Source organism: Fastidiosibacter lacustris (genome assembly GCF_003428155.1).
Lineage (GTDB): Bacteria > Pseudomonadota > Gammaproteobacteria > Francisellales > Francisellaceae > Caedibacter > Caedibacter lacustris.
The window spans coordinates 80,355-95,917 of sequence record NZ_QLIR01000005.1 but is presented as its reverse complement, the minus strand read 5'-3'; the positions used below and the strand labels follow the sequence as shown (position 1 = coordinate 95,917).

Annotated in this window: 17 protein-coding genes; 5 read left to right on the top strand and 12 right to left on the bottom strand. The window is 34.9% G+C overall.

The features are described from left to right. Positions 1-9: 9 nt before the first annotated feature. From DNJ77_RS04040 to DNJ77_RS04000, 9 genes are all read right to left on the bottom strand, one after another. A complete protein-coding gene (locus DNJ77_RS04040) occupies positions 10-990 on the bottom strand; it encodes a Rossmann-fold NAD(P)-binding domain-containing protein (RefSeq protein WP_116963718.1) in 981 nt (326 codons plus the stop codon). Positions 991-1,010: 20 nt separating this feature from the next. Further along, a complete protein-coding gene (argC, locus tag DNJ77_RS04035; protein ID WP_116963737.1) occupies positions 1,011-1,982 on the bottom strand; it encodes an N-acetyl-gamma-glutamyl-phosphate reductase in 972 nt (323 codons plus the stop codon). A gap of 9 nt (positions 1,983-1,991) precedes the next feature. Next, positions 1,992-3,818 carry an argininosuccinate synthase gene (gene argG / locus DNJ77_RS04030; protein ID WP_116963717.1) on the bottom strand — a complete coding sequence of 609 codons (1,827 nt, stop codon included), beginning with the start codon at positions 3,816-3,818 and terminating at the stop codon, positions 1,992-1,994. Positions 3,819-3,930: 112 nt separating this feature from the next. Beyond that, entirely contained in the window at positions 3,931-4,596 is a 666-nt protein-coding gene (ung, locus tag DNJ77_RS04025; protein WP_116963716.1) for a uracil-DNA glycosylase, read from the bottom strand. A gap of 5 nt (positions 4,597-4,601) precedes the next feature. Then, entirely contained in the window at positions 4,602-5,102 is a 501-nt protein-coding gene (locus tag DNJ77_RS04020) for an SEL1-like repeat protein (protein WP_157966588.1), read from the bottom strand. A gap of 60 nt (positions 5,103-5,162) precedes the next feature. Continuing rightward, the gene (gene rlmB, locus DNJ77_RS04015) at positions 5,163-5,927 is read right to left on the bottom strand and encodes a 23S rRNA (guanosine(2251)-2'-O)-methyltransferase RlmB (RefSeq protein ID WP_116963714.1); all 765 of its coding nucleotides are present in this window, start codon (positions 5,925-5,927) and stop codon (positions 5,163-5,165) included. Between the two features lie 2 nt (positions 5,928-5,929). Next, positions 5,930-6,379: a hypothetical protein gene (locus DNJ77_RS04010; protein ID WP_116963713.1), complete on the bottom strand. Its 450-nt coding sequence runs from the start codon at positions 6,377-6,379 to the stop codon at positions 5,930-5,932. Between the two features lie 73 nt (positions 6,380-6,452). Beyond that, positions 6,453-7,598 (bottom strand): DUF481 domain-containing protein, encoded by a 1,146-nt coding sequence (locus DNJ77_RS04005; protein ID WP_116963712.1) that lies wholly within the window; start codon positions 7,596-7,598, stop codon positions 6,453-6,455. Continuing rightward, on the bottom strand, positions 7,595-7,789 hold the full coding sequence (locus DNJ77_RS04000) for an LptM family lipoprotein (protein ID WP_116963711.1): 195 nt from the start codon (positions 7,787-7,789) through the stop codon (positions 7,595-7,597). The genes DNJ77_RS04005 and DNJ77_RS04000 overlap by 4 nt, the downstream gene beginning before the upstream one ends. Before the next feature lie 120 nt (positions 7,790-7,909). On the opposite strand from DNJ77_RS04000, the gene DNJ77_RS03995 reads away from it, so the two are divergent. From DNJ77_RS03995 to DNJ77_RS03985, 3 genes are all read left to right on the top strand, one after another. After that, entirely contained in the window at positions 7,910-9,208 is a 1,299-nt protein-coding gene (locus DNJ77_RS03995; protein ID WP_116963710.1) for a hypothetical protein, read from the top strand. Positions 9,209-9,211: 3 nt separating this feature from the next. Continuing rightward, a complete protein-coding gene (recG, locus tag DNJ77_RS03990; protein WP_116963709.1) occupies positions 9,212-11,266 on the top strand; it encodes an ATP-dependent DNA helicase RecG in 2,055 nt (684 codons plus the stop codon). 252 nt (positions 11,267-11,518) lie between these two features. Further along, positions 11,519-11,779, top strand: coding sequence for a Rossmann-fold NAD(P)-binding domain-containing protein (locus DNJ77_RS03985; RefSeq protein ID WP_116963708.1), 261 nt, complete (start codon positions 11,519-11,521; stop codon positions 11,777-11,779). 47 nt (positions 11,780-11,826) lie between these two features. On the opposite strand, the gene aroB is transcribed toward DNJ77_RS03985, so the two are convergent. Both aroB and aroK read right to left on the bottom strand, forming a co-directional pair. Beyond that, the gene (aroB, locus tag DNJ77_RS03980) at positions 11,827-12,918 is read right to left on the bottom strand and encodes a 3-dehydroquinate synthase (RefSeq protein ID WP_116963707.1); all 1,092 of its coding nucleotides are present in this window, start codon (positions 12,916-12,918) and stop codon (positions 11,827-11,829) included. Next, the gene (gene aroK, locus DNJ77_RS03975; protein ID WP_116963706.1) at positions 12,915-13,439 is read right to left on the bottom strand and encodes a shikimate kinase AroK; all 525 of its coding nucleotides are present in this window, start codon (positions 13,437-13,439) and stop codon (positions 12,915-12,917) included. The genes aroB and aroK overlap by 4 nt, the downstream gene beginning before the upstream one ends. A 234-nt stretch (positions 13,440-13,673) precedes the next feature. Here aroK and DNJ77_RS03970 point away from each other — a divergent pair, with 234 nt between their 5' ends. After that, positions 13,674-14,156 carry a DUF2062 domain-containing protein gene (locus DNJ77_RS03970; RefSeq protein WP_157966587.1) on the top strand — a complete coding sequence of 161 codons (483 nt, stop codon included), beginning with the start codon at positions 13,674-13,676 and terminating at the stop codon, positions 14,154-14,156. 150 nt (positions 14,157-14,306) lie between these two features. Here the strand turns inward: DNJ77_RS03970 and DNJ77_RS09915 are convergent, their stop codons facing one another. Further along, positions 14,307-14,552 carry a hypothetical protein gene (locus tag DNJ77_RS09915; protein ID WP_157966586.1) on the bottom strand — a complete coding sequence of 82 codons (246 nt, stop codon included), beginning with the start codon at positions 14,550-14,552 and terminating at the stop codon, positions 14,307-14,309. A gap of 4 nt (positions 14,553-14,556) precedes the next feature. Here DNJ77_RS09915 and DNJ77_RS03965 point away from each other — a divergent pair, with 4 nt between their 5' ends. After that, a complete protein-coding gene (locus tag DNJ77_RS03965) occupies positions 14,557-15,561 on the top strand; it encodes an O-antigen ligase family protein (RefSeq protein WP_157966585.1) in 1,005 nt (334 codons plus the stop codon). Positions 15,562-15,563: the final 2 nt, after the last annotated feature.

The window sequence follows — 15,563 nt, the reverse complement described above, 5'->3', positions numbered from 1 at the left end:
TTCTATTTCTCAAGATTTAAGCCTATTTTCTTTTTTATCAAGCGTTTTAATGATTTCTGACAGCACATATTGCGCTGCATAAAGGCGATTTTCTGCTTGATCAATAACTATTGATTGCTCAGAATCCAATACATCATCTGCAATCACTAAATTTCTACGAACAGGTAAGCAGTGCATCACTTTGGCATAAGGCGCGTTTTTAAGTTTGTTTTTATTGATCATCCAACTTTGATCTGTATTGGTCACCTTGCCATAATATTTAGTACTTGACCAATTTTTAACATAAATAAAATCCGCTCCTTTTAATGCTTCATCTTGATCGTAACAAACTGAGGCATTTTTTGTAAACTCAGGATCCAGCTCATAGCCTTTAGGATGCGTGATAACAAACTCATAATCCATCAACTGCATACTCTCAGCAAATGAATTTGCGACAGCATGTGGTAATGGATTAACATGCGGAGCCCAACTTAGCACTACTTTAAGCTTTTTTAAGCTTTGTATATTTTTATACTCTTCAATTGTTAAAATATCTGCCAAGCTTTGCAATGGATGGCGTAAGGTAGACTCTAAATTTATAAGCGGGCAATTTGTATATTTTTTAAAGCTGGCAAATATTTGCTCTTTATAATCTTCTTCCTTATCCATAAGCTTAGCAAAAGCACGAATAGCAACCATATCGCAATATTTTGCAATAACTTGTGCGGCTTCCTTGATATGCTCTGGTTTATTTGTATCCATCACAACGCCTTCACTAAATTCCAGTGACCAGCCATTGTTAACATCAATCGGTAACACGTTTAATCCAATGTTTTGTGCAGCCTTAATCGTTGAAATTTTGGTACGCAAGCTAGGATTGAGAAAGATGATGCCTAATGTTTTATTGTTTGCAAGCTGTAGCTTAGTAAAAGGTGATTTTTTAATCTCAATACACGATTCAATTGCATTTTTAATATTGTCTATATCTTTAATACTAAGATAATGTTGCATGCTCTTCTCCTAATTTCAACTTAAAAAGCAATTGGCTTCAATGTCAAACCACAGCTTATATCAAAGCCAAACATTAAATTCATATTTTGTACGGCTTGCCCTACCGCACCTTTAATTAAATTATCAATCACACTAATAATATGCAAATAATCACCATACTTTTTAACTGATAGCAAACAGTAATTGGTATTGACCACACTTTTTAAATCTGGACCTGATTCTTCTTCACTCACCTTAACAAATTCGACCTTGTGGTAAAAGGCTTGTGCCAAGTTTCTTGCTTCTATCCCATTTAATGATGATTTAAAATAAATCGATGCCAATATACCACGGGTAAATGCACCTCGCATCGGAACAAATTGCAACTGATTTCTATTTAAGCCTAAACCTCGGCATATCTCATTCATATGCTGATGTTCAAAGCTTTTGTAAACTGAAAGGTTATTGGCTCGCCAACTAAAATGGGAAGTATCACTTAACTTAGCGCCAGCCCCTGTTGAACCTGTAATCGCTGTGACATGAACATCATCTTGCACATATTGGCAAAATGGCATTACACCAAGCTGAATGGCTGTTGCAAAACAACCAGGATTGGCAATTTTAGTTGCTTGCTTGATTTCATTTGGATAAACATCGGCAAGCCCATATACAAATTCTGGATTCTCTGAACTATTACGATGATCTTGACTTAAATCAATAAGTTTAGTGGTATTTGAAAATATTACGTTTTTTAAGACTGACTTTGACTGATTGTGACCAACACACAAAAAAGCAACGTCAACTTCTGGATTAAGCATATGATCAAACACGCGTTTTTCATCAATTAAATAAAAATCACGATGTACATTTTTTATTGGTTTACCTTGATTTGAATCACTGTGTACAAAGTCTATATTAACGTGAGGGTGGTAGGTTAAGATACGTAATAATTCTCCTGCCGTATAACCAGCACCTCCTATAATCCCTACTTTTATTTTTTTGTTTTTTATCATATTCATTCTTCAATTAACCAATAGAGCATTGTGAGCTTTTTTATCTGTCGAACTAGTAACCAATTTTGTTGTTTGGTTACTCTGCTTGTTCTTCAACTTCTGATGATAGGCTGCAAGCTGATTACTTAAAATTTTACTAAACCCTCTTACATCTTGACCACTAAAACTTGTGTTTCCTTCACCGTATTGTGCACCTTGCTGCTGCATTAAATCATAATCTGACTCAATACCTGTGATTGTAAAATACCACGGCTTAAGCTTGATAAATACATTGCCACTAACATGTAGTTGCGTTGAGCTTAAAAAGTTCTCAATATCACGTAATGCAGGATCCATAAACTGACCTTCATGTACCATCTCACCATAAGTACAGGCAAGCTGATCTTTTAGCTTTAACTGCGCTTTTGTTAAAACATGCTTTTCTAGGCAATGATGTGCCTTAATTAAAACCATAGGTGCTGGTGCTTCAAAGCCAACCCGACCTTTGATGTTAATAATGGTATCGCCTACGTGAATATCACGACCAATGGCATAGCAACTTGCAAGTTCATTAAGTTTTTTGATTAACTGTATAGGGTTAGATAATTCATCATTTAAAGCAATTGGTTCTCCTTTTAAGAAAGTAATCTTCACCTTTTCTTCATCACTTAAGGACTTTGTCATCTGACTTGACCAAGCTTCTTCAGGTAAAGCCAAGTGTGAGCTAAGTGTTTCTACACCACCTATTGACGTCCCCCAAAGCCCTTTGTTAATGGAGTATTTTTTTGTTTTGTCTGAGCATTCAATTCCATGCTTAATAAGGTAAGCTTGTGTTTGCGCGCGAGTTAACGATAAATCGCGAATGGGAGTAATAATCTCAACATTCGAACATAAGATATGGAACATTAAATCAAAACGTACTTGATCATTACCTGCTCCTGTGCAACCGTGAGCGATTTTATTGATACCCAATTCGTTTGCTTTGTTAGCAATGACCATCGATTGGAACGCACGCTCTGCACTAACAGAAAGCGGATAACAATTATTTTTAAGCACATTCCCAAAAATTAAATATTTAACACAGTGATTATAAAAATCATTTGTTGCATCAATATTTTGGTGAGTCGTTGCGCCCAATTGATATGCCCTTTTCTCAATTTCTGCTAGATCAAATTTGGAAAAGCCACCTGTATTTACAGTAACCGTATGTACTTCGAGATTTTTTTCTTGTTGCAAATACTTCACACAAAAGCTTGTATCTAAGCCACCACTAAAGGCTACTATGACCTTCATTTTTTGCTCCTTTGGTTTATGGTTGTTGGGTTCATAAAGCATACCTGTACATAAGCAGTTCTGATAATTTTTGGATTGCAAAATCGAAAAATTGACACAACTTTGGCAACCTTGCCAAAAAGTCATGTCATGCGTGAGCTTTGCAAAAGATGTAGGCTGATAACCAAGCTCACAATTGATTTTCATCACTACAGGATTGGTTGTTAGGCCAAATATTCTTGCATTTGGATAATACAAGCGCGCTAACTCAAAAGCCTTTTCCTTAAGAGCTTTTGCTAGACCTAAACTGCGATACTTCGGGAAAACAATCAGTCCTGAATTTGACACATAACTTTTATCCTGCCAAGACTCAATATAGCAAAATCCTGCCACTTCTTCATTTTCAGTGTCAATAGCAATCACCGCATGTTGAGTACGCATTTTAGTCTGCAAGTAATCTACACTGCGCATAGCTATACCTGTTTTTCTTTGTTTGGCACTTTCTGCAATTTCATGTGATATTGCTTTTGCAAAACAACAATGTTCAGTATTTGATATTACAACTTTAACACTGGATATTTTCATATCATCAATCTGCTTTTTATTAAGGGACAGGTTTTAAAAGATAACCAAAGATCATTAATAAATAAAATTCATTATTTTTATAATCTGATAAATTAAAAAAATCAAAAAGTACCTACAACTGCCAATCTATTGGTTCTACTCCATGAAATTTTAAATATTGGTTGGCTTGAGAAAAGTGCTTACAACCAAAAAAACCACGATGTGCCGATAATGGTGATGGGTGAGGCGCTTTTAGTATCAGATGTTTATTCCCATCAATTAAACTTGATTTCCTTTGAGCAGGAGCTCCCCACAGCATGAAAACGACATGCTCTTTATATTTATTAATAATATGTATGACATTATCGGTAAAATCCTCCCAACCGATATTGGCATGTGAATGCGCTTTATGCGCTTCTACAGTTAGAACAGTATTAAGTAAAAAAACACCTTGTGCTGCCCAATTACTTAAGTTTCCATGTTGAGGTACGCTGATATTGATATCTGCACTGAGCTCTTTATAAATATTAACTAATGAGGGTGGCGGGATCACGTTTTTTTGCACTGAAAATGCCAAACCATGTGCCTGTCCAACGTTGTGATAGGGATCCTGACCTAAAATAACAACTTTTAAGTTCTCTAATGAACACAGCTTAAACGCATTAAAAACATCTTGTTGTTGTGGAAAAATTATTTTGCCTTTTTTACGTTCATTTGCAACAAATGCCAACGTATCTTGAAAGCGCTCGCTATTTTTATATTCTGCCAACACATCGCGCCAAGCTTGTTGCCTATCCATCTTCATTACGCCTTTATAACACTTAACTCACTAGCCATTCTAAACCATTCTGCCGCCATATTATAATCACCGTTGTTATAAGCATGAAGTCCACGCAAAATTAGAACCTTATTATAAGTATTACGTTTGATACCACTGTAATACCAAAGTGCCGCTTTTTTAGCACTATCTTTAACACCACAACCAAACTCATACATAAATCCAATCACTAGAGTAGCATTAGTTTCACCACTTCTGGCAAAAGGCAGAACCTGTTTATATGCCAATTCACAGTTTCCTTGTTCAAAATTATGATAGCCCACTTGATAATTTTCACTGTGTTGACTATTTATTTGAATGGATGCTAACAAGGCATTTAAATCTAATTGAACCTGACGTTGAGAGGTATTAAGTGTAAACTGACTTTCATGGTTGGTATGCAGATTCTCAATCATAATGCCAACAAAGATAAATAGTAGAAGAATCAAAACAACCCATTGCATAGGTCTAGATTTTCTAAACTTCACAGCCTTTTCCCTTAAACCTATCGTCAATGTTAAGCACCATATACCTCTTTAAACATAAGATCACTCTAATCTTTGTCTTATGACTTCGTACAAAGCAATCCCTGTTGCAACTGAAACGTTTAAACTCGATACTTGACCGTACATTGGAAGTTTTGCTAAATAATCACACATTTTACGTGTCCCGAAACGAAGTCCACTACCTTCGGCACCCATCACTAATGCACAAGGAACTGTTAAATCAATATCGTAAATGAGGTTTTTTGCCTCACCTGCAAGCCCTGTTACCCAAATACCTGCATCTTTTATAACACCAATGGCTCGCGCTAAATTTGTCACTGCAACAAGCTTGGCACTACTTACCGCACCACTTGCTACTTTTTCAACAGTGGCATTGATCGTTGCATTTTTATCCTTAGGAAAAACGATAAAGTCAACACCTGCTGCATCAGCACTGCGTATACATGCACCAAGATTATGTGGATCTTGAACACCATCTAATATCAAAATAAAGACTGGTTTTTTAGATTGTCTAAGTAATAATAAAAGGTCACTTTCGTGATATAAATTGATATTCGATTGGCACAATGCCAATATATTTTGATGCACTACATCATTTAAACTGTTTTGTTGTAATAATTGATTAAAGACCTCTTTGTTGACCAAGCTAAATTCTAGATTTTTTTTAAACATCAAAGCCTTTAACTCACCAAGCTTAGGCGCAGTTTCTTTACCTTTAATACAATAGATCGTTTGAATTGCATCAGCATGAACTTTTATGCGCGATTTGATCGCGTGTATACCATACATCATTATGAGATTATGCATAATTAAAATTCCTGTCTCTTTTCAGAATGTAACTGTAAATGACCAACGGGTATCCCTTCTATGCGTAAACCTTGAGAAATCCGATCAACAATTTCCTGACACCTTTCCCTGCACTCCTCACCACGAATACCTTTACTCATAAGCCAATCCGCTATCTCATTTAAAAATACCTTTAACTCATTCAATAGCTTTCTATTACGTTCATTTGGGCTATACCGATAACGATTATAATCAAGCGGCTGACTCCACTGGCGATATAAGTTATTCAACTCAAATACAACATCCGCAACCATCTGCTCAATTGCAAGCTCAAGCTTCCCTTCAGGCATAACATGCATTTCACGCATAGACTGAATCTGTTCACGACGAACATCTGCGTTTGTTTTTACCGCTTTAGTCTGTAACTCACTTAAACGCTTCCTGTTCGATAAAGTGATTTTTTTCTTAGACATAATTATTTTACTACCTGTAGAGATAACATAACATTATATACCACTAACAAAGTTTTTTGCAGCATTTACAACCTTAAAAAGTATAAGCGATTGTTGTTGAAGTAACCGTATTGATACGTTTTTTACCACTGCTTGCCCAACTGCTACCGTTTACTTGAAATCCTAATTGCAAGATCAGGTTTTCATATAGCTCTGTTGAGAGAGTACTATTTGTTTGATAAGTTGTTGCGTCACTTGCTGTCCAGTTCACTAAAAAGTTTTGTTTAAAACTTGATGCGTCAGTAAAATTCCAAACATAATTAATTGTATTCTGTGCACCCAGCGCATTTGCAAACTCTCCTGATTCTTTTATTTTTGACTGAGTTAAACTCGGACCTAAAGTTGTATTGAGTGACATATTATGCCTTGAGTAAAGTTGTCGCTTATAGCCAAACGATTCAGTAAGAAGATAGGTATAAGTATCTAGCTGATCATTTAAGTAGTTTAAACTTGCATAAAGACCATTATTTTTATCAAAATTCCATGAAGTGGTACCTAATGCTTGAAATTTATTTGTTTTAACTCCTTTTCCACCTGACATATCATCACGATTATACAAATAACTCATTACCAAAGTGTTTTCCCAAGGAATAATTGGGTTATAACTAATATTGGCATTGGCATTATAGTTTGTTGCTGCTGAATTACCTGTAACGATACTTCCTCCAAGACCAAAACTTGTGCCTTTCCAAGGTACTACTACTGTAATATTAGGTATTTTTTGCACTTCAATATTATCATCCATAATACCTTCGGGGAGAATAAGTTCACTTAAACCTATTAGCCTTTTACTTTGATTTTCACTTACAGTGTGAACTGGTGACTTTGTTACATTATTTATCTCTTTTTGTGTTTCCAATTCAACAGACCAGGGATTTAGTGGCGTACTATCGTTTGCCTGTGATTGAATATCTTTGTTTTGTTGTTGTACTTTCAATTCCTTAGTTTGTATTTTTTTTGCATCATCCGTTGCTTTTTGTTTGATAGTCAGCGCTGGGGTCTTATTTAACATATCTTCATTCTTTACTACCATTTCATATTCTTGTGCTAATTTGTTATAGCTTTCCGCTAACGCGCGGTATTTTTCTGCCATAATTTTGGCGTTTTCAGGACTTACTGCATAAGCAGTTGATAGATTAATCATCCCTATTACTGTAATAATTAATAGCTGCATTTTCATTTTGAAAACTCTATTTCATCGCTATTTTGCCACTTTCCTACATCTTGTGGTGTTTTTGTCACTGGCTGTGATTTTGTTTGAGGTTCATTTTTTTCGCTAGAAGGCAAATATAATGGTCCCATCTGCCCACAACCTATTATACAAATGTTTAATAATAAAGGAATTCCATATTTGAGGTATTTTTTTGTCATAATCAACTTGGCGTAAACTCAATATTCGTCAATAATTCAGACTATCATAAAAAACATAGTGCATGATGCCAAACATATTCTGTTAATTTCATGCTGAAAGTTGACGATAAAGGAATAACCATGGTTAAAAAACTTATATTAAGTCTCCTTCTTACAATTACGCTTCTTCTGTTGCTATTTTTCATCTGGTTGAAATTTATTTTTAATCCCAATGATTACAAAAACTGGGTTAATAATAAACTTAGTCAGAACAACAATGTTCATATCCTTATTGATGGCAGGCTTTCATTTAACTTATGGTTAATGCAACTTGATGGGCAAAATATTACAATTAACACTAACAACAACATCCTCACCAGTCATTGGCAACAAGGTACCATTAAAGTTAATTTTATTGACCTTATTATAAATCCCAATAACTCAATTAAGTCACTTGATCTTGAACAAGGACAAGTTAAACTTGGTACTAAAATAAAATTTTTAATTCCTACACTTAACGTCCTCGAGAAAAACCAGAAATATAATATTAAAGGGAGCTTTGTCAATGAATTTAATGATTTTAACTTCCAAATGGCGCTCAATCCATATTCAAACACAATTCAGTTTGATGATATTACATTACAAACTACTATTAATAATCACTCTACGTCTCTCAAAGTTCCTAGAATTTATATCACTGATAACGATAAAGTTACTGATATTGAGAACATTACACTTGATATTAATGGCGAAGAACTAATAGGTACACTCAAGCAAATAAAACTAAAACCTCATTTTTCTGCTGAAGGTAAATTTTCAGCCCCAAAAATTGCTGTTGAAAAAATTATTGACATGAAAGGTTTTTTACTCACACTTAATCAATTCAACATTAATTTCGACCTTCAACAAGATAACCTTCAAAAACTACAAGGTAATATCAATATCCACGCCAATAGTGCTAAGCTTAACGGAATCAATTTAAATAGTATTGCTGACTCAACTCACAAACTACTCACTGCACTAAATAGTGGTGATGAAATTGAAACCGCCTTTCAGAGCTTAAAAAACCAAATATTGCCAATCTTAAACAGCGATAAATTTAATGCAGATCCAAATCAACATACCCAGCTAAATACTTTAAATGTACAGAGTCAATTTGTTGACTCAATGATTACAACGACGAGACTCAGTTGGCTTGCACCTAAATTTAGCATAACAGGTACAGGGAAGTTTGATGTGTCCAAGGAATATTTTAATTATCCATTGTTATTAAATGTTCAAGTCGAACCTAGCTTACACATTCCCTATATCCTTAATTACCAAAATGGAAATTTCAGTGCTAAAATCAACCAACAGAAATTACAACAAAACTTACAACCTATTATTGAAAAAGCACTAAATAATGCACTTAATAACAAACTAAAATCATGGTTTAGATAGGACATGCTAGAGTTAAAATCGCTAAAAGGTATTGGTCAATCTATTTTAAATAAACTCAATAAAGCTGGTATCAATACAGTCACTGATCTTTTACTCCACCTGCCTAGATACTATCAAGATCGCCGTACAATTATACCCATTGCTCATACTACAGCTGGTGAAAAACAACAAATTGAAGGTGTAATTCGCCAAGTCAATATTAATGATATTGGTAAAAAACATTTAACTTGCTACTTTTTTGATAGCAGTGGCGTTTGTAAAATGCACTTATTTAAGTTTTACTCAAATCAAACACGACTCTTGCAAAAAGGTAAAATCATTCGCTGCTTTGGTGAGATTGTTCATAATCATCATGCTGTTGAGATCACTCACCCTGAATGGCAAATTTTAACCGATGAAGATAAAGGTAAAAAATTAGGTAATATTATTCCTATTTATCCAACTATTGAAGGAATAAGCTCTGCCGTTTTTTATAAATTAATTTTACAACTCAAAGATCAAATCAAGCTTGATGAATATATGCCACTTTCACTTTTACAAAAACATCAACTAGAAAATATAAATCAAGCATTACATACTCTCCATTTCCCAAAAAACGATAACTTTGATAACCTATATAACCTTAGTGCTCGCGCACGCTATCGCTTAGCATTAGAAGAATTGTTAGCACACAACTTAAATGCTAAAAAAGCAAGGTTGCACAATCAAATAACCTCATCTGCTCGAATTGCCGTTAATCATACGCTTTTAAAAACTTTTTTAGAAACTTTAAGCTTTCAACCTACCCCAGCTCAAATACGCGTTATCAATGAGATTTTGTATGATTTCACGCTTAATAAACCAGCATCACGTCTTGTTCAAGGTGATGTTGGTTCAGGTAAAACCGTTGTTGCTGGCGCCATAGTCATTCAAGCTGCACACAATAAACTACAATCTGTCATGATGGCACCAACTGAAATTTTAGCCAAACAGCACTATCATAACCTTACAAACTGGTTAAACATATTTAATATTCCTGTAGTATTTATTGCTCAACAGCTTACGACTAAGGCGCGTAAAGAGGCCTTAAAAACGATAGAGAATCAAGATAATTGTGTTATTATCGGCACACACGCCGTTTTCCAAAACAACATTGACTATCCGAATTTAGGATTAGTCATAATTGATGAGCAACATCGATTTGGTGTAGAGCAGCGGTTGAGTTTAATTGAAAAAGCTAAAACTAAAAATTGGCAGCCACATCAGATTGTAATGACTGCTACCCCTATCCCACGCACACTAGCAATGACTGTCTATGGTGATTTAGATCTTTCCATTATTGATGAACTTCCTCCTAATCGTAAACCGATTACAACCAGTGTTTTAAACCAAACTAAAAAGCAAATTCTAATTACACGACTTGAACAACATATTGCCAATAATGGTCAAGCTTATTGGGTGTGTCCTTTAATTGAAAGTTCAGAGGTTCTAATTACTTTACAAGATGCCCAATCTCTTTTTGAAATGCTAAGCAACATGCTACCTTGCGCTCGCATAGGGCTTATACATGGTAAACTAAAAGCTCAGCACAAAGAAGATATCATGCAGGCATTCAAATCCCATGAGTTAGATATATTGGTTGCAACAACAGTTATTGAAGTTGGAGTAGATGTACCCAATGCCAATATTATGATTATTGATAATGCCGAACGTCTTGGATTATCGCAATTACATCAATTACGTGGACGTGTTGGGCGCGGTAACAAAGAAAGTAATTGTATATTACTATATCACTCCCCTTTATCCAATACTGCCAAAAAACGCTTAGAACTTATGCGTAAAACGCAAAATGGCTTCGTAATTGCCGAAGAAGACTTAAAATTAAGAGGTCCTGGTGATATATTTGGAACTAATCAAACAGGGGGAATTCAATTTAAAGTTGCTGATTTAAGCCAACACCAAGCACTTTTTGATGATGTGACTAATATTGCTGAAGCAATTATCAAACAATATCCTAAGCACGCAGAGAAAATCATTCATCGTTGGTTAAACAAAACTGATGAATATATCAAAGCTTGAACATCTTTTCAGATTATTCATAAACCAATTATATCCAGACTAATACAATTAATATACTGCTTATTCTTAATCTTACTTTAGCCCCAATATAATCAAAAATCTCCCATTTAGTTTCATAACTAATTCATCATCTAGACCTTGAGGCAGCATGATTTGTGCTAAAGATCTTTAGATATTCCAATTTTATAAGCTATCGTTATAAGCAATTATTTAACTTAATTATTTGCTCAATGAAATGCCAAAGGAATCACTATGCAATGGTTAAGTACGGCAGAGCTTAAACCTTATACACCTCATGGAAATGCTAATAACCCTGATACACTTGAAAAAGCAAGTGTTAAAAATGCAGATGCGATTATCATCGCTTATGAACACAGGATGCCGATAATATCATTACCCTACTTAGCATCAATGAGTTTCTGCAAAATAGTCATTCAAATATCAAAATCACCATTCGTATCAACCAAGAAAATAGTCTCCAGAAAGCAAAAATGCTGGGAGCAACCAAAGTAATCTCACCACTTGTAATGGCAGCTCAAGCTATGCTTAATTTAGCATGATTATAGTCCAAAATAGCAGTCAAGAAATACTTCTAATACCTGCTGTGAAAAGTTATTTTCAATATACGCCTGTCCAACTCTATCTAATAAAATGAGTGTTATGCCTTTTGTAGTATTTTTCTTATCGCGTAGCATAGCTGCTATAAAGTCTGGTTTTTGAATCAGTGCTGGTATTTCAATTGGTAAGTGAAATGCTTTTAATAAGTCTTTTATTCTACTGACATCTTTTCCATCAAGATTACCTAGAGTATGAGATAATTGAGTTGCCATTACCATACCTACAGCAACCGCCTCACCATGCTTTAGACCAACATAATTCTGGCAACACTCAATTGCATGACCAAAAGTATGCCCTAAGTTTAATAATGCTCGCACGCCCGTTTTTTCTTGTTCATCAAGAGATACAATTTGTGCTTTTAACTCACAAGCTTTGGCAATCGCATAACAAAGAACATTTGGATCATGCGCATTGATTAAATCAATATTTTTTTCTAGCCAAACGAAAAAATTATAGTCAACAATGCAGCCGTATTTTACAACTTCTGCCATTCCTGCTGAAAATTCACGCGCTGGTAATGTTTTCAAAAACGTTATTGCAGTATAAACAAGTCTAGGCTGGAAAAATGCACCAATCATATTCTTGCCTAATGAATGATTAATTGCAGTCTTTCCACCAACGGATGAATCAACTTGAGACAATAAAGTGGTTGGAATTTGGATAACCGATACTCCACGTTGATAAGTCGCAGCAGCAAAGCCTGTTATGTCACCGATCACACCACCACCTAATGCAATAAGTTCACAATCCCTCGTATAATTTTGCCTAAGTAAGGTTTCATAAATATAATCTAAAGAAACACTATTCTTATAGGTTTCTCCATCTTGAAGTAAGCATAATTGCCATTGGTGACAATGTTCTTTCAATACATTTTCAAGCAGCAGTAAATACAAATTGGCAATCGTTTTGTTACTTACAACAAGTATCTGCTTGTTTCTAACAAAAGGTATAAGATAAGAAAAATCAGCTGTTTCGGAAATGATTACGGAGTAACTTGGTTTGCCTTGTGGCGAAACCCGTACTTCTGTTATCACACAGCTTCTTCCATTAGCAGATTGGTAATTTTCTGCACTACATTACGAACAGTTGTTTCACTTGTTTCAATCGTAATGTCAGCAATTTCACGGTAAAGTGGCTCTCGTTCTTCCATTAATTTTCTTAATTGTGCTTCTTTATTTTCTACTTGCAGTAAAGGACGTTTTTTATCTTTAGCTGTACGTTCCAACTGTTGTTCAATTGATGCTTGAAGATAAACAACCTTTCCACGTGATGATAATAAAGTTCTATTTTCTGGACGAATAATTGCACCTCCTCCAGTTGCCAACACAATACCTTGCCGATTTGCCAATTCACTTAGAATTTCTTGCTCTCTATTTCGAAAGCCCTCTTCACCTTCTATATCAAAAATCCAATCAATATCAACACCACAGCGTTGCTCAATCTCACGGTCTGAGTCAACAAACTCCAATTTTAGCTCATTTGCTAATTGACGACCTATTGTACTTTTGCCAGCACCTACTGGACCAATCAAGAAAACGTTTTGTGTGATAATCATCTTTCTCTACATTAATATTTTTATGTTTAACACATAGACCCACAACATAGTCATAGAACATACCATGACCCTCGATTTTGTAAACCATGACAAAATACACAAAAAAGATGTTATTCGCAAGAATTTTCGCAACAATCATCACTCAAAAAAGCATCATTTTACCAGTAATTATAACGGCTTTTCAGCTTAGATTTTGCTATGATTGGCATTATGCTAATCACGGTCAGTTACTTCATGAGGCGAAAATTTCTACCGACAAAAGAAGAGCTTAAACAACATAAATGGTTGGGTTTCCTGCACAAGTATATGCACCATAATTTTCTATGGCATTTTGATCGCAATAGTGTAACTAAGGCGTGCATTGTTGGTGGCTTTATGTGCATGATGCCAATACCTTTTCAAATGGTGCCAGCTGCGATTTTAGCACTTACATTACGTGCAAATTTAATCATCACTATTGCTTTGGTGTGGATCAGTAATCCAATTACCATGCTACCGATGATGTATGGAGCATATTTATTTGGTTGCTTTATGATGGGTCAGACAGCCTTGTTTTATGAGGATAATTTTGCTTGGCATCATATAATCACTAATATCCATGCGATTTTCGTACCATTGATCCTTGGCTGCATCATTATTGGATTAGCATTTGGATTATTACTCTCAAGCATTGTTTGGTTAAGCTTCAATCTTTGGCGAAAATTCAAAAACCATTAAAAGCACATTCTCATCACCACAACAATTAACAGGAAAAAATAAAATGGAATATTTAAAAAATCATTTAAATTCGCCAAAAACAGAACATATTATTTATGGTGTGATACTAGCAGGACTTTTACTTATATTTTGGAATCCTGCAAACCTTTACTACAATGTTTCCCACAATGCACTTGATACATATGTTTTTCGAGGTTTTACATCATTATTTTGCTGGATCATCGTGTTGTCAACATTTTTAATTACTAGTGCTTCACACCACAATATTATTTCCAGTTTTTTATCATTATCTTTATGGACCAGATCCCTCATTGTAACCTTTTTTTTTATTGGAATACTCTCTGCAAGTTTTGCTTTAAAAGCAGCGACTGCTTTTAAAGGTGTTTCAATCGACATTTCAATGCTCCTTGCTGTGTTATTTTTGGCAAATTACTTTAAGCGATTTCCTAATAATATCCGCTGGCTGATCGCTGTTGTGATTGTTTGTGCTATCAGCTATGTTTTTGTCTTATTATTTAAGCTCTATTTAGTGCATACGTACCTTCCAACCTCTGCCACCCAAACCAAATTTCAAGGAATGATCTTGCTCCAATTTAATTTTGCCAATCCTCGTTTTTTTGACCATTTCGCCACTTGGTTTTTACCTATTTTATGTCTAGCGTTATTAAGGAAGGATGATACAAAATTATTTAAGGCTTTAAGCTTTATCGCTATGTCATCTTTATGGTTTGTTGTAATTGCGCATAGCTCACGTGCCCTTATCCTTGAGTATATCGTTATTTTTATTGTACTTGGTATTTTAAATTATAAACTCATGCTTAAATTCATTAGTTGGCAAATATTAGCTGCTATTGTTGGAGCTATTTTATTCTATATCGTTCATCAAATCGTTGGCGGCAGCTCGATATTAGATCGAGCTTTTTTTGCCAATCAAGATCGCTGGGATTTATGGGCAAAATCTCTAGCACTTGCAGCGCATTATCCTTTGCTTGGCGTCGGAGAACTGAACGCTTTATATTATCTGCGTGATTATCCACACAATATTGTTTTAACTGTCGCCGCACAGTGGGGAATTATTGGTCTTACTTGCTTTCTATTAGTTGGCTTAAGGAGCTTTCGCCGTGCATGCGAATATATGAGAAGCTATAAACACTCAGCCTTATATTTTGTTGCTTTTGCTAGTGTACTTGCTGGAATGACACATGCTATGCTTAGCAATTTATTTAAATTACAACTTAGCCAATTTAGCATGATATTTGCAATGGGATTGCTATTGTCTTTTATGCCTCAAGTATTAGAACAAAATAGCCAAAAAAAATGCCACATGTTCTTTGTGGCACCTTTAATCATTACCATCCTTGCTATTCTTATTATTGTCCCTTTCTTTACAAATGTGACGTTCTAATT

Bases quoted from the DNA above. Each gene is read 5' to 3' on its own strand.
- rlmB (WP_116963714.1), bottom strand. From the start codon at position 5,927: ATGCATAATCTCATAATGATGTATGGTATACACGCGATCAAATCGCGC.
- argC (WP_116963737.1), bottom strand. From the start codon at position 1,982: ATGATAAAAAACAAAAAAATAAAAGTAGGGATTATAGGAGGTGCTGGT.
- DNJ77_RS04040 (WP_116963718.1), bottom strand. From the start codon at position 990: ATGCAACATTATCTTAGTATTAAAGATATAGACAATATTAAAAATGCA.
- DNJ77_RS03985 (WP_116963708.1), top strand. From the start codon at position 11,519: ATGCAATGGTTAAGTACGGCAGAGCTTAAACCTTATACACCTCATGGA.
- ung (WP_116963716.1), bottom strand. From the start codon at position 4,596: ATGGATAGGCAACAAGCTTGGCGCGATGTGTTGGCAGAATATAAAAAT.
- DNJ77_RS03970 (WP_157966587.1), top strand. From the start codon at position 13,674: ATGAGGCGAAAATTTCTACCGACAAAAGAAGAGCTTAAACAACATAAA.
- DNJ77_RS04005 (WP_116963712.1), bottom strand. From the start codon at position 7,598: ATGAAAATGCAGCTATTAATTATTACAGTAATAGGGATGATTAATCTA.
- DNJ77_RS03995 (WP_116963710.1), top strand. From the start codon at position 7,910: ATGGTTAAAAAACTTATATTAAGTCTCCTTCTTACAATTACGCTTCTT.
- DNJ77_RS04000 (WP_116963711.1), bottom strand. From the start codon at position 7,789: ATGACAAAAAAATACCTCAAATATGGAATTCCTTTATTATTAAACATT.
- DNJ77_RS03965 (WP_157966585.1), top strand. From the start codon at position 14,557: ATGCTCCTTGCTGTGTTATTTTTGGCAAATTACTTTAAGCGATTTCCT.
- aroK (WP_116963706.1), bottom strand. From the start codon at position 13,439: ATGATTATCACACAAAACGTTTTCTTGATTGGTCCAGTAGGTGCTGGC.
- DNJ77_RS09915 (WP_157966586.1), bottom strand. From the start codon at position 14,552: ATGTCGATTGAAACACCTTTAAAAGCAGTCGCTGCTTTTAAAGCAAAA.
- recG (WP_116963709.1), top strand. From the start codon at position 9,212: ATGCTAGAGTTAAAATCGCTAAAAGGTATTGGTCAATCTATTTTAAAT.
- argG (WP_116963717.1), bottom strand. From the start codon at position 3,818: ATGAAAATATCCAGTGTTAAAGTTGTAATATCAAATACTGAACATTGT.
- DNJ77_RS04010 (WP_116963713.1), bottom strand. From the start codon at position 6,379: ATGTCTAAGAAAAAAATCACTTTATCGAACAGGAAGCGTTTAAGTGAG.